The sequence below is a fragment of the uncultured Paraglaciecola sp. genome, assembly GCF_937123705.1.
Classification (GTDB): Bacteria; Pseudomonadota; Gammaproteobacteria; order Enterobacterales; family Alteromonadaceae; genus Paraglaciecola.
The window spans coordinates 14,333-27,409 of sequence record NZ_CAKZKO010000142.1 but is presented as its reverse complement, the minus strand read 5'-3'; the positions used below and the strand labels follow the sequence as shown (position 1 = coordinate 27,409).

General features: G+C 41.7%; 12 protein-coding genes. 3 read left to right on the top strand and 9 right to left on the bottom strand.

Annotated features, from left to right (window positions below):
- Position 1: 1 nt before the first annotated feature.
- From Q0688_RS19695 to Q0688_RS19680, 4 genes are all read right to left on the bottom strand, one after another.
- Positions 2-1,033 carry a GGDEF domain-containing protein gene (locus Q0688_RS19695; RefSeq protein ID WP_299081331.1) on the bottom strand — a complete coding sequence of 344 codons (1,032 nt, stop codon included), beginning with the start codon at positions 1,031-1,033 and terminating at the stop codon, positions 2-4.
- A gap of 137 nt (positions 1,034-1,170) precedes the next feature.
- Entirely contained in the window at positions 1,171-2,496 is a 1,326-nt protein-coding gene (locus tag Q0688_RS19690) for a DEAD/DEAH box helicase (protein ID WP_299081328.1), read from the bottom strand.
- A gap of 68 nt (positions 2,497-2,564) precedes the next feature.
- Positions 2,565-3,221, bottom strand: a complete 657-nt coding sequence (locus Q0688_RS19685; protein WP_299081325.1) for a 3-oxoacid CoA-transferase subunit B — start codon at positions 3,219-3,221, stop codon at positions 2,565-2,567.
- Between the two features lie 10 nt (positions 3,222-3,231).
- Positions 3,232-3,945 (bottom strand): CoA transferase subunit A, encoded by a 714-nt coding sequence (locus tag Q0688_RS19680; RefSeq protein WP_299081322.1) that lies wholly within the window; start codon positions 3,943-3,945, stop codon positions 3,232-3,234.
- 124 nt (positions 3,946-4,069) lie between these two features.
- Here Q0688_RS19680 and Q0688_RS19675 point away from each other — a divergent pair, with 124 nt between their 5' ends.
- On the top strand, positions 4,070-4,999 hold the full coding sequence (locus tag Q0688_RS19675) for a LysR family transcriptional regulator (RefSeq protein WP_299081318.1): 930 nt from the start codon (positions 4,070-4,072) through the stop codon (positions 4,997-4,999).
- Positions 5,000-5,012: 13 nt separating this feature from the next.
- Here the strand turns inward: Q0688_RS19675 and Q0688_RS19670 are convergent, their stop codons facing one another.
- Both Q0688_RS19670 and Q0688_RS19665 read right to left on the bottom strand, forming a co-directional pair.
- Positions 5,013-5,780: a hypothetical protein gene (locus tag Q0688_RS19670; RefSeq protein ID WP_299081315.1), complete on the bottom strand. Its 768-nt coding sequence runs from the start codon at positions 5,778-5,780 to the stop codon at positions 5,013-5,015.
- Positions 5,781-5,848: 68 nt separating this feature from the next.
- Positions 5,849-6,541 (bottom strand): HAMP domain-containing sensor histidine kinase, encoded by a 693-nt coding sequence (locus tag Q0688_RS19665; RefSeq protein ID WP_299081312.1) that lies wholly within the window; start codon positions 6,539-6,541, stop codon positions 5,849-5,851.
- Between the two features lie 240 nt (positions 6,542-6,781).
- Between Q0688_RS19665 and cysB the strand changes: the two genes are divergently transcribed.
- Positions 6,782-7,756, top strand: coding sequence for an HTH-type transcriptional regulator CysB (gene cysB / locus Q0688_RS19660; RefSeq protein ID WP_299081309.1), 975 nt, complete (start codon positions 6,782-6,784; stop codon positions 7,754-7,756).
- Between the two features lie 109 nt (positions 7,757-7,865).
- Here cysB and Q0688_RS19655 read toward each other — a convergent pair whose 3' ends face one another.
- The 3 genes from Q0688_RS19655 to pabB form a co-directional block, all read right to left on the bottom strand.
- On the bottom strand, positions 7,866-9,239 hold the full coding sequence (locus tag Q0688_RS19655; RefSeq protein ID WP_299081306.1) for an L-serine ammonia-lyase: 1,374 nt from the start codon (positions 9,237-9,239) through the stop codon (positions 7,866-7,868).
- Between the two features lie 145 nt (positions 9,240-9,384).
- The gene (locus Q0688_RS19650; protein ID WP_299081303.1) at positions 9,385-9,951 is read right to left on the bottom strand and encodes a CoA pyrophosphatase; all 567 of its coding nucleotides are present in this window, start codon (positions 9,949-9,951) and stop codon (positions 9,385-9,387) included.
- On the bottom strand, positions 9,944-11,386 hold the full coding sequence (gene pabB / locus Q0688_RS19645) for an aminodeoxychorismate synthase component I (RefSeq protein WP_299081301.1): 1,443 nt from the start codon (positions 11,384-11,386) through the stop codon (positions 9,944-9,946). The genes Q0688_RS19650 and pabB overlap by 8 nt, the downstream gene beginning before the upstream one ends.
- 160 nt (positions 11,387-11,546) lie before the next feature.
- Between pabB and Q0688_RS19640 the strand changes: the two genes are divergently transcribed.
- Positions 11,547-13,064 (top strand): fumarate hydratase, encoded by a 1,518-nt coding sequence (locus Q0688_RS19640; protein WP_299081298.1) that lies wholly within the window; start codon positions 11,547-11,549, stop codon positions 13,062-13,064.
- Positions 13,065-13,077: the final 13 nt, after the last annotated feature.

The following is a 13,077-nucleotide window of genomic DNA, read 5'->3' as shown; positions in this document are numbered from 1 at the left end:
TTTAGGGGGTGGCGACGTGAACTTGGTTTCTTCCGGCCTCTTTGGCTACGTAAAGTGCTTGGTCAGCTCTTTCAATCATGGTGTTAAGATTATCGTTAGCGCGTTTTTGGGTTACACCAAATGAAGCGGTAACTGGTGGTATTCTTTCCCCGGTACGTTTGTTGCTAAAGGGGACGGCAGCGAGTTTTCTTCTAATATTTTCAGCAAAAAATTGCCCTTGTTCAAGTTTTACTTGAGGGCATAAAAGGGCAAATTCTTCGCCACCAAGTCGCACTGGGATCACCGGCTCATTGCATTCTCTTTTTAACAATTGCCCAATAAATTTTAGGATTTGATCACCCATTAAGTGTCCATAAGTGTCATTAAATGCTTTAAATTTATCTACATCCATCATGATCAGGGTGATTTCATCTGCTTGGTTACTTTGTTCCATGTACTGGTGATACATGGTTTCGAAAACACGTCTATTATATAAGCCCGTTAGCGGATCGGTACTTGCCTCTTTTTTACTATTTTCAAGTTCGGTTTTTAAGGCACTAATTTCAGACTGTGCTGCAGAAAGTTGTCCTTGAAACTCTGTATTTGCACTACAAATTGCACTGGCATTAGCACTTAGTTTGTTTAAAATCGGTGCCATAGCGTCATCTATACTATAAGCGCCGAGCTCATTTAGGTTGCTCATCAAGGCTTGAGAAAAATCACTTGTTTGCTGGACAGTGTGGTCCATAGAGTCAGATAGACCATCCACCAAGTGAGAAAATGCTTTTTGGAAATGCAATAAATGCTTTTCATTGTCATTATCTAACTGGCTAATATGACGAAAAAATAACGATTCAGAGATATCAGGGGGGCAGGTGCCATAGCGTTTTAGCGTTTGATCTAACTCCTCATTTAACAATGGAAAAACATTGGAATAGTAGCTGTACCACAAAGTATAATTCAGGGGATTAGGGACAATTTTATGTTTAACCATCATAGGGACCGCTTGACGCAGGTAACGTGCAGCTTGATCTGAATTATCAGAAAATTTCATATTGACCTTCTAGATGTAATACAACAAAAAAACAAATAGTTCACTAACCATTGATAGTATTAAATTTCGAAACATAAACCAATACGACTTTAGGGGTATACGCAGTGTGGCCTCTATATTTACGCTTTTTCTCTTGATTACTCTTCTTCAGGCTTTAAAACAGCCCTTGGCTTGCGTTTCATCGGCATATCACCTGCGTCTTTACCTTGCATAGTTTGGACTCGGCTAGGTGCGTTTTGAGGTTTTACCTTTGCTTTGACTTTTTTATCGGCCATTTTTTTGCCCGTCGCTAGCTTAGTTTTAGCTGGTTTTAAGCCTTTAAATTTAGCTGCTAGGCTTGCAATCTCGCTAAATTCTATACTTTGCTGCATAAAGCTTTTAATGGCCAAAAAACTAAACCAGTCTTTTGGACCCACAAAAGACACCGCTTGACCTTGGTTGCCTGCGCGTCCGGTTCTGCCGACTCTATGTACGTACTCGTCGGCTAATTTGGGTAAATCAAAATTCACTACTAAAGCCACGTTCAATAAGTCTAAACCGCGAGAGGCAATATCTGTGGTGACTAAAATATGGTGCTGACCTCGGCCAAACTCGCTCATAATATTATTGCGCTGGCCTTGGGTTAGATCGCCACTGAGTGCAGCTGCGTGTAAGCCTTGCTCTTTGAGCAAAGCTGTTAGTCTTTCTGTATCAGCGCGGGTAGCGGTGAATACTATAATTTGACGGTATTCTTGTTGATTGATTATGTGAGTTAATAATGCTTCTTTATGGGTAACATGGTCGGCTAAGTAAAACTGCTGCTGAATATCTTTATGTTCTTCACCGGCAGCGCCTACACTAACCCGTTGGGGACTTTTTAATAAAGATTGGGTTAATTCGTGCATCGCAGCACTATCTAAGGTGGCCGAGAACATCATTGATTGGCGTTTCCTATGATCGGCAGCTTGATTAATAAGTCTAAGCTGCGGAGCAAAACCTAAGTCTAACATGCGATCTGCTTCGTCTAATATCAGCATCTCTAGGCCGTTTAAAAATAAGGACTTGCCCGCTAGGTGATCGGCCACTCGGCCCGCTGTGCCTACAATAAATTGTGGATGATGTTTAAGGGCTTTTACTTGATCGTTAAAGTTCTCACCACCTAATACCAAAGCAGCTTTTAAAGGCTGTTTGGCAATAAGCCATTTAAGCTGCAAAAACACTTGTTTGGCCAGCTCACGGGTAGGGGCTAAAATCAGCACTCTTGGATCGCGGCGGCTTAAAGGTTGTTTGGTTAACACTCTATGCACAGCAGGTAACAAGAAGGCTAAGGTTTTACCCGACCCCGTTTTGGATGAAGCAATGAGGTCTTTACCCATTAATCCGTAAGGTATGGCCTTAGTTTGGATCTCTGTTGGGGTGTTAAGCCCTTTGATTTCAAGGGCTTTTAATAAATTATGATGTAATGGTAAGTCGGTAAATTGCAAGAGACACACTCTAAAAACGAATATGTCAGCAATTATACAAGGCTATAGACAAATAGTGTCGGTTTATTTTAAAACATCATTTCTGGCACGTTTTCAGCAACCACTAAATTGCCTGCCGTTTTCCCTTTGATCTCATCAATTGAGACACCAGGAGCCCGTTCAACCAAGTGAAATGCGCCGTCTTTTATTTCAAGCACTGCCAAATCGGTAATGATTTTGTTTATACAATTTACCCCTGTTAAGGGTAAGGTACATTGCTCTAACAGTTTGGAGTTACCGCGTTTATCGGCGTGAGTCATAGTCACAATGATGTTTTGCGCGCCTGCCACTAAGTCCATCGCGCCGCCCATGCCTTTAATAAGCTTGCCGGGTATCATCCAAGAGGCAATATTGCCATGGTGATCGACCTCAAAGGCACCTAAAACAGTTAAGTCCACATGGCCGCCGCGGATCATTGCAAAACTTTCTGCGGAGTTAAAAATAGATGCGCCTGTTGCGGCAGTCACCGTTTCTTTACCAGCATTGATCATATCGGCGTCTACTTGCTGTTCTGTAGGGTAGGGTCCCATGCCCAGTAAACCATTTTCAGATTGCAACATCACTTCAATATCAGCTGCCACATAGTTGGCAGCAAGCGTAGGAATGCCTATGCCTAAATTAATATAATGACCATCACCAAATTCTTGAGCGACGCGCATCGCAATTTGTTCTCTGCTTAATGACATAATAATTATCCTATTGATTTGCAGTGGCTGACGAGAGGATTTTGCGTTCGATACGCTTTTCAAAATCGCCGACTATGATTCTGTCAACGTATATACCAGGTGTGTGAATTTCACTTGGTGATAACTCGCCAGGCTCCACTATTTCTTCTACTTCTAATACGGTAATTTTACCGGCGGTAGCGGCCATAGGGTTAAAGTTTTGCGCCGTATGGCGATAAATGCAGTTACCGTAGCGGTCGGCTTTGTAGGCTTTCACTATGGCAAAATCACCTGTGATTGATTCTTCAAGAATGTAATCACGGCCATTAAATGTTCGCGCTTCTTTACCTTCACCTACTGGTGTGCCAAAACCTGTTGCGGTATAAAAAGCGGGAATGCCCGCACCGCCAGCGCGCATTTTTTCGGCCAGTGTGCCTTGGGGGGTGAGTTCAACTTCCAACTCGCCATTAAGTAATTGCTGTTCAAACAGGGCGTTTTCACCCACATAAGATGACACCATTTTTTTAATTTGTTTATCTTCTAGCAACAAACCCAGTCCAAATCCATCCACACCACAATTATTTGAGACAACGGTTAGGCCCTTAGTTTGCATTTTTTGTATTTGTGCAATTAGCCCTTCTGGTATGCCACAAAGGCCAAAGCCGCCAGCTATTACTGTCATATTGTCTTGTAAGCCGGCCATCGCCGCCTCGTAACTGTCTACTACCTTGTTAAAACCTGCCATGATTTGCTCTCACGTTGAAAAACTAATTAGAGTGTAAAAGATACAAACTAATAGTAAAATTAATTTAATGTCTGTATTAATAAGTTTAATTTATTAATATGGTTAATGATAACGAGGGTGAACGGTGTATAACGTGTCTTTTCGACAACTCCAAATATTTGTATGTATTGCTCAGTCACATACCTTTGCCCAAGCAGCAGACAAAATGTGTCTATCGCAACCCGCTTTATCCTCATCGTTAAAAAAAATGGAAACACAATTGGGGGGGATTTTATTTTCACGTTCTACGCGTAAGGTGGAGCTAAGCCCTGAAGGTCGGCAGTTTCTACCCGTGGCAGAACGCCTTATTGCCGATTGGCAAGACGCTTTCTCAGATCTACATAACCTATTCTCACTCGGACAAGGTAAACTATCCATCGCCGCAATGCCTTCTTTTGCTGCTGGTTTGTTGCCAGATATCTTGCAACAGTTTAAAACAGCATTTCCGAATATTAAATTGTCTGTGACCGACGTGGTGATGGAATCAGTAATTAAAGACGTGCAAGCGGGCAGGGCTGAGATTGGTTTTTCCTTTGAACATGAGAATATGGATGGATTGCAGTTTCACCCTATATTTACAGATAATTTTATTGCTGTATTACCTGCTAATCATCCGTTATGTATACACCAGACTTTAGCCTGGTCGCAAATTGCATTGTATCCATTTGTTGCTATGAACAAAGGCTCGGCTATTCGCCAGTGGATAGATGCCTACATAGATATCAATAATTTATCGTTAGATATTGAAGTAGAGGCGAGTCAATTGGCTACATTAGGACAATTTGTGAAGCATGATTTAGGGGTGTCTGTGGTACCGGCTTTGTGCCAAGAGCAAATGCGCAGTAAAGATTTGCTTTGTCTTGAGATCCATCAAAGTGGTTTACGTAAAAGAGTAGGGATAATACGGCAAAAAAATGCCAATTTATCATCGGTAGCGGCGTCATTTTGGCAATGGACAGTAGAAAATATTTCTTATCCCGAGTTCGGGTTAACTAGAGTTCAGCCTTCCATATAAGGTTCTAGCATCACTACCATTTTTTCTTCTCACCAAAAAGTTCATCGATTTCGCTTCTTTCTGATTCTTCTTTTTTGGCGACATCTTGGCTATTGGTATTTTTTAAATTGCTCTCAAGATTATAAAGTTGCTCTTCTAATTGCGCCTTTCTGGTTGTTATATATTCATCTTGATTAGGTTGAGAAGCGAGGGCTCCAATGGCTTTTTCTAAACATTGTCTGGCGGATCCCATCTGATTGTTTTTTACAGCAATGTCGCCACGTCTAACTAAGGTTTCAACATTGGCTCGTAGTTGCAAGCGTTCGAGGAGTTTGTCTTCAGCTAAAAATACTCTACTTTCAATTCGACCTTTCTTAAACTCAGCACGTAATAACGTTCTTAAGTTTTTAATCCCGCGAATAAACACGATGACATGTTTATCCCCTTGAGGTAATTGAAAACTATCTTCAGAAGGAGCTGGCCTACTGACATCAATTGTTTTTAGCGTTTCTTCCATCGATTTTATGCGCTCATTAGAGCCCGTCGATGTATCACCAATTTGTTTAGCGGCTTTCATTGCCGCTAAAATTCTGCGCTGCATTATAAAGTTTAATCTTTGGGATGTGGGGATTTGTTCAGCGCCTAATAGCGCTGCTTCAGTATTGTCGATAATACTTTTTTGCTTGGAAATCTCAGTTCTACGATCACTTTCTATCTTGTTTTTATGTTGCTGGATCGCGTTTACTATTACGCCTACTAGCACTAGCCCCACAATCAACACTATTATTATTGTAAATACCATAATTCTATAATTATTCCACTATAGTAGGGCCAGGCCCTGCGATATTAATTTGCTCAGTCTTTAATTAACTAAGGGATGCTTAAAGTAAAAACACTACCACCTAATCTACCGCCATTCTCGAGAGATATCTTGCCGGTAACCATAGCTTTACTATGGGCTTGGGCAATTAACCTTGCGAAAAACAAACCTAACCCAGTTCTACCATGAGCGATATCAAACTGTTGCATCTTAATATTATTCGTCTCTAGCATACTTTCAGGGTAACCTGGACCGTCATCTTCTAACTTAAATACTAAGTAGTCATTTTCTTTGTATACACTCAATATTATCTGTTTTTGGCAATAACGCGTTGCATTCATTAATACATCATTGAGTAAAATGCCAATTAAATCAGCATCTAAGTACCATACTAAATCGGCTGATTGGTTAACTTCTAAAATCATATTTTTATGATTTAGGTAACTTTCATTGGTTGCGAGCAAATCATCAATAACGTTTTCAATATCACATTCGTCAATATTAATAGGTAAACTATCTATTCCTGCACGGTATAAAGATAGTAATTGCACTAGGCCGGTATTAAGTTTTGCTGCTTCGTAATGCGCTGATGCTAAATGTTTTCGTGAAAGCGGGTCGGCTTCAACTAAGCTCTGGTTTAAGCCTTCAATAGATTGCATCAGAAGACTAAGGGAATTCTTCATATCATGCACAGTTGAAGCTAATACAGTTGGGAAATCAATTGATGTATCGTCTTTTAGCATTGAATAATTCCATGGTGTGATTTAACTAAAACAAAAGATGTAATCGCACAAATATATAATTTATTATTTGCATCTTATCAGACCTTTTTCTGAAATTGACATTTGTTTGTAAAGCTTAATAACTGACAGTATTTTTTATAACCAAAAGATATTTATAAATATTAATGGAATTCATTTGGTTAAAGTTATATAACGTTTTAGTATAAAGAAGCTCCCAAGGTCAACAACTAAGGTCAAGGCATGAAATTACAACAACTCCGCTATATTGTTGAGGTTCTCAATAATAATCTAAATGTCTCGGCTACGGCTGAAAGCTTGTATACGTCTCAGCCCGGGATCAGCAAACAAGTGCGGATGTTGGAAGATGAACTGGGCGTACAAATTTTTGGACGAAGTGGTAAACATCTCACCCATGTGACCGAAGCGGGTCAAGATGTAATTAATATTTCCCGTGAAATTTTGGCCAAGGTCGAAAGTATCAAAGCGGTATCTCGCGAGCATACTTTGCCAGATCAAGGCAAGTTAAATATCGCTACTACCCATACTCAAGCAAGATATGCGTTACCCGAAGTGATAAAGGGCTTTATGAATAAGTATTCAAAAGTGTCTTTACATATGCATCAAGGCACTCCTTCGCAAATAAGCGATCTTGCTGCGAAAGGCGAGGCAGATTTTGCCATTGCCACCGAGTCATTACATTTGTATAACGATTTAGTCATGTTGCCTTGTTATCACTGGAATCGCAGTATCATTGTTAACCGCGAGCACCCTTTGGCCAAAAAGACCACTATAACCATCGAAGATATTGCAGAGTATAACTTAGTGACCTATGTATTTGGCTTTACCGGTCGTTCGTCCTTAGATCAAGCTTTCAGTAGCGCGGGGATCGAGCCAAAAATTGTATTTACCGCTACCGACGCTGATGTAATCAAAACCTACGTGCGACTTGGAGTTGGGGTAGGGGTAATAGCTTCCATGGCGATGGATGACAAGTTAGACTCAGACTTAGTTAAAATTGATGCCAGTCATTTATTTGAGTACAGCACCACTAAAATTGGTTTTAGAAAAGGTTCGTTCTTACGCAGTTATATGTACGAATTTATCGAACGCTTTGCCCCGCATCTCACTAAATCTGTGGTTGAACAAGCCATGATGTTGAAAAATAACGAAGAAGTAGAAAAAATGTTTAAAGGCCTCACTTTGCCGGTGAGGTAAAGCTTCGAGCAACGAGTTTCTAGCTAAAGATCAATAAAAAAGGCATTATTTTTATAAAATAATGCCTTTTTTATTACTTACATTTGTTCTTTGTGCTAGAAGCTCGCCCCTAACATTCAATAATATTCACTGCTAAGCCGCCTCGGGCGGTTTCTTTGTATTTTGATTTCATATCGTTGCCCGTGTCCCACATGGTTTTAATCACTTTGTCGAGTGATACCTTGTGTTGGCCGCTGCCTCTTAAGGCGAGTCTTGAGGCATTGATCGCTTTAATCGCGCCCATGGCATTACGTTCGATACAAGGCACTTGTACTAGGCCGCCAACGGGATCGCATGTTAGTCCTAGGTTGTGCTCCATGCCAATTTCGGCGGCGTTTTCAACGGCATCCACCGAGCCACCAATTATTTCAGTTAATGCCCCTGCCGCCATTGAGCAGGCTACGCCCACTTCGCCTTGGCAGCCTACTTCAGCACCTGATATTGACGCATTCTTTTTGTATAAAATGCCAATGGCCGCGGCGGTTAATAGGTAACGGCTGACAATGTCTTTATCTACAGGTTTCACAAATTTGTCGAAATAACACAATACCGCAGGAATTATACCCGCCGCGCCGTTTGTTGGGGCTGTAACTACAGTGCCGCCCGCGGCGTTTTCTTCGTTAACGGCGAGGGCAAACAAGTTAACCCAGTCCATTGCCACCATAGGATCGGCGGTTTGTTCACTTTGCAAACGACGGTACAAGGCAGGCGCTCTACGAGTGACTTTTAAGCCACCTGGTAATATGCCTTCGGACTGAATGCCGGTTTGCACACTTTGAAACATCACTTGCCAGATATGCCAAAGTTTTTCGATGACCTGTTCTTTGCCTTGAAACACTTGTTCGTTTTTCATCATTAAGGAGCTGATACACAGGCCATTGTCTTTGCACTTCTCGAGTAATTGAGCGGCGCTAGAAAAATTGTAAGGTACAGGCTGCTCTTCGTGAATAAGGGCTGCGACTTTTTCTGAGGCAAAGTCTTGCTCGCGAATAATAAAGCCGCCACCTATGGAAAAATAGGTTTGCGAAAAAAGTACTTTGTCACCTTGTAATGCATGCAAAGTCATACCATTGGCGTGTTGAGTAAGGGTTTTACGACGATGAAAAACAATGGCGTTTTTAGCTGGAAAGTCGATGTCTGTAACACCGTTAAGATTGAGTTTTTCAGATACTCTAACTTGTTCCAGAAGTTTGTCGATAATTGAACTGTCTATTGTCTCGGGGCTATATCCTAATAGTCCCAGTATAACTGCTTTACCTGTACCGTGGCCCTTACCTGTTTGCCCGAGAGAGCCAAATAATTCGACTTTTATTTGCTTAGTTTGAGAAAAGAAATTTTGCTCTTCTAATTGTTCGCAAAATGCTTTGGCAGCCCGCATTGGGCCAACGGTGTGGGAGCTAGAGGGGCCGATGCCAATGCTGAACATATCAAAAACGCTGATCATTGAGTGTAATTCACATGGAAAAATAAAAGGCAATTGTGCTAGTTATATGCCTTTATAACAATAGCAATGATGACTCTATTGCGTATAAGAGTGTAAAGAATACTTTAATACCCTATAGTGAATAGGTGTTTTATTTGGCGATTGCTTAGAAATGGTTCGATAGGTTTCGTACAAATGCAGCTGTTGCGCCCCAGATGTTGTGGCGCTTCCAAGGAATAAAGTAAATAGGAAACTGTCCATTTTGTCTTTTAACCCAGTGAATTAAGTGATTTTGTTTATTCAACAAAAAACTCAAAGGTACTTGGAAAGTGCTGTCCACTTCGTTTTTATCTAGTATTAAAGTTGTTGTATCAGCAACAAAACCTATATAGGGAACCACCTCATAACGGCTGACAGTGCGATATAAAGGTAAATTTCCGATTATTTCTACTTCATTGGGTAGTATGCCTACTTCTTCATGGGTCTCTCGCAAAGCGGTTTCTATCAATGAATTATCTGTTAGTTCTTGCTTGCCACCTGGAAAGCTAACCTGACCTGCATGGTGCTTCAAATGACGGGATCTGACTGTAAACAACACAGTTAATTCACCGGTGTTTTCCAATATAGGTAATAACACTGCAGCGGGTTTTCCTGGTTCTTTAAGCGGGAAATCGGCTTCACTATTGATTTGTTTCACATGATGAAATCGCTCGATAAATTGTGCTTTATTCATGTTCTTGTAGTCCAAAGGCAACATGAGGAGTACTGAGAATAGGTAATATTTTCGACACTTTATCTAAGCTCTCTTGATATTCATCTTGTGGGATTGAGTCGAGCACTATGCCTCCACCGGCCCAACAATGTATTTTGTGTTGGTTGTTCGTATTTTCGCACAACAAAGTGCGGATACAAATATTGGTATCCATATCACCTAACAACCCTATATAGCCAATACTACCGCAGTAAATATTTCGATTGTTGGGCTCTAATTCATCAATGATTTGCATCGCGCGAATCTTGGGTGCGCCTGTAATGGAGCCTCCTGGAAAGGCGCCTTGTAATAAATCCAAAGCGCTACTATCTGGCAACAGCGTTGCGGTTACGGTACTCACTAAATGATGGACCGCGGCGAAACTTTCTATTTTAAACAGGTCTGGCACAGCCACACTTCCTGGCTGGCAATGTTTGCTTAGGTCATTTCGCAGTAGATCAACAATCATCAAATTTTCAGCGCGATCTTTTTCTGCGTTAGATAATGTGGCGGCTTGTAACTTATCTTGTTTCGGGTCTTTACTTCGTGGTCTGGTGCCTTTTATAGGTTTAGTTTGTACTTTTTGTTCATCTACAGATAAAAAACGTTCAGGAGAAATACTCATGACTACGTTATCACCGAGACGAATAAATGCAGAAAATGGGGCTTGGTTTGCCAAACGCAGGCGTTGGTATGCTTGCCATTCATCCCCTTTATAGCTTGCAGAAAACCGTTGGGCCAAATTGATCTGATAACAGTCTCCAGATTGCAAGTAGTAGGAAATGCGCGATAGCTTTTGGGTATATTCATCTTTACTCATATTCGCTTGCCATTGCCCAGTCAAACTAAAGCTTTGTGCTGTCGTTTTGGCAGTAATGAGTTGCTGGATATCAACACACTCAGGGTGAGGGTATTCGGACAGATAACATAGGTAAAACTGCTGACTCACATTGTCTTTAATGATACTCCAGCTATATATACCTACTGCCATATCGGGTGTGGTGTATTCGTCAGCATTTTTATTTGGCAATGTTTCAAAGCATTTTCCCAAGTCATAACCAAATAACCCTAAGGCACCTGCTAAGAATGGCAGTTTGGTTTTTGGCTTGTATGTTACAAATTCGCGGGGCATGTACTGCTGGAGTAGGTTGTTCACTAAAGATAAGGGTGGGAGTTGGCTTTTTCTCTGTTGCTGGGTGTTGAGGTGCCATATATCGCTAGTGCTATCTTTGGTGGTAACAGTGGCAATAGGGCTAGCAACCATAATATCAAAGCGACCATCTTGCCTTTGGCTATCAGCAGAGTCTAAAAGCATTGCCCATGGTTTATGGGCAAAATGTTTAAAAATGTCTGAGATTGAGGTGTGAGCTGGCAAATTAAGAGGGCTGACTGCCAATGTGTCTCTGTGGTTGTTCATTTTGACTACTTCTATGCCCCTAAAAAACGTGTTTATGTCATTGCAATGATATTGATATTTTTGACCTCTACTGCGGCCGAATTGTCGTGGAGCAAATTGCTGGTTCAGGTTATCATATCAAGCAGTAAAATTTTAACCTATGAAAATTTAAGAGGCATCTATGGCTGTTATCCGTCAGCAGGACTTTATCGATAGTATTGAAGAGTCGTTGCAGTTTATTTCTTACTATCACCCCCTTGACTACATCAAAGCCGTTGAGAAGGCCTACAACAAAGAACAAAGCCAAGCAGCAAAAGATGCCATGGCACAAATACTGATAAATTCTCGCATGTCGGCAGAAGGTAAGCGTCCTTTGTGTCAAGACACAGGTATAGTGACCTGTTTTGTGAAAATTGGTATGGCTGTGCAGTGGGATAAAACCGATTTAACCGTTCAGCAAATGGTAGATGAGGGCACTCGCCGTGCCTATTTAAACCCTGATAATCCATTACGAGCATCTATCGTCGCCGATCCTGCAGGTAAACGAAGCAATACTAAAGACAACACGCCAGCGGTGGTACATATCGATACTGTGCCAGGAGGCGAAATTGAAGTGATGATAGCGGCTAAAGGTGGCGGCTCTGAAAATAAATCTAAGATGGTGATGTTAAACCCAAGCGATGATATTGCCGATTGGGTCGTTAAAACCTTACCTACTATGGGCGCGGGTTGGTGCCCACCAGGCATGTTAGGCATAGGCATAGGCGGTACCGCTGAAAAAGCAGCGGTGTTGGCCAAAGAAAGTTTAATGGATCCTGTAGATATTCAAGAGCTAATGGACAGAGGTGCACAAACTACCGAAGAAAAACTACGTTTAGATATCTTCAAAAAAGTGAACGACTTAGGTATTGGTGCCCAAGGGTTAGGTGGATTAACCACAGTGGTCGATATCAAAATTAAGTCTATGCCTACTCACGCGGCCTCTAAGCCTGTGGCGATGATCCCCAATTGTGCCGCTACTCGCCATGCGCACTTTTATCTTGATGGTTCTGGCCCAGCTGAATTTACTCCGCCTAAATTAGAAGATTGGCCAAAAGTGACTTGGGAAGTTGCCGAAGATACTCGTCGGGTTGATTTGAACACAGTGACCAAAGACGATATTCAAGACTGGAAAGTCGGCGAAACCGTATTGTTGTCAGGTAAAATGTTAACCGGCCGTGATGCGGCTCATAAACGAATTCAAACCATGATGGACAATGGCGAAGGCCTGCCTGAGGGCGTGGATTTAACCAATCGTTTTATTTATTACGTTGGCCCAGTCGATGCGGTAGGTGATGAAGTAGTCGGCCCTGCAGGCCCAACTACGGCTACGCGTATGGATAAATGGACCGATATGATGCTAGAAAAAACCGGATTAATTGGCATGATAGGCAAAGCCGAACGGGGGCCGGCGACAGTAAATAGTCTGGCTAAGCATAAGTCGGTGTATTTGATGGCAGTAGGCGGCGCCGCCTATTTAGTATCTAAAGCCATTAAAAAATCTCGAGTGGTGGCTTTTGAAGACTTAGGTATGGAAGCGATTTACGAATTTGATGTTGAAGACATGCCCGTTACGGTGGCAGTTGATAGTACAGGTGCCAATGCTCACGAAACCGGCCCAGCTATTTGGAAAGTTAATATAGCCGAAATGGAAAAGTAAACCTGAGTTAAAA

What these genes read in the sequence shown, in the direction of transcription:
- Q0688_RS19695 (WP_299081331.1), bottom strand. Translation starts at nt 1,033, where the DNA reads ATGAAATTTTCTGATAATTCAGATCAAGCTGCACGTTACCTGCGTCAA.
- Q0688_RS19685 (WP_299081325.1), bottom strand. Translation starts at nt 3,221, where the DNA reads ATGTCATTAAGCAGAGAACAAATTGCGATGCGCGTCGCTCAAGAATTT.
- Q0688_RS19680 (WP_299081322.1), bottom strand. Translation starts at nt 3,945, where the DNA reads ATGGCAGGTTTTAACAAGGTAGTAGACAGTTACGAGGCGGCGATGGCC.
- Q0688_RS19670 (WP_299081315.1), bottom strand. Translation starts at nt 5,780, where the DNA reads ATGGTATTTACAATAATAATAGTGTTGATTGTGGGGCTAGTGCTAGTA.
- Q0688_RS19665 (WP_299081312.1), bottom strand. Translation starts at nt 6,541, where the DNA reads ATGCTAAAAGACGATACATCAATTGATTTCCCAACTGTATTAGCTTCA.
- cysB (WP_299081309.1), top strand. Translation starts at nt 6,782, where the DNA reads ATGAAATTACAACAACTCCGCTATATTGTTGAGGTTCTCAATAATAAT.
- Q0688_RS19655 (WP_299081306.1), bottom strand. Translation starts at nt 9,239, where the DNA reads ATGATCAGCGTTTTTGATATGTTCAGCATTGGCATCGGCCCCTCTAGC.
- Q0688_RS19650 (WP_299081303.1), bottom strand. Translation starts at nt 9,951, where the DNA reads ATGAATAAAGCACAATTTATCGAGCGATTTCATCATGTGAAACAAATC.
- pabB (WP_299081301.1), bottom strand. Translation starts at nt 11,386, where the DNA reads ATGAACAACCACAGAGACACATTGGCAGTCAGCCCTCTTAATTTGCCA.
- Q0688_RS19640 (WP_299081298.1), top strand. Translation starts at nt 11,547, where the DNA reads ATGGCTGTTATCCGTCAGCAGGACTTTATCGATAGTATTGAAGAGTCG.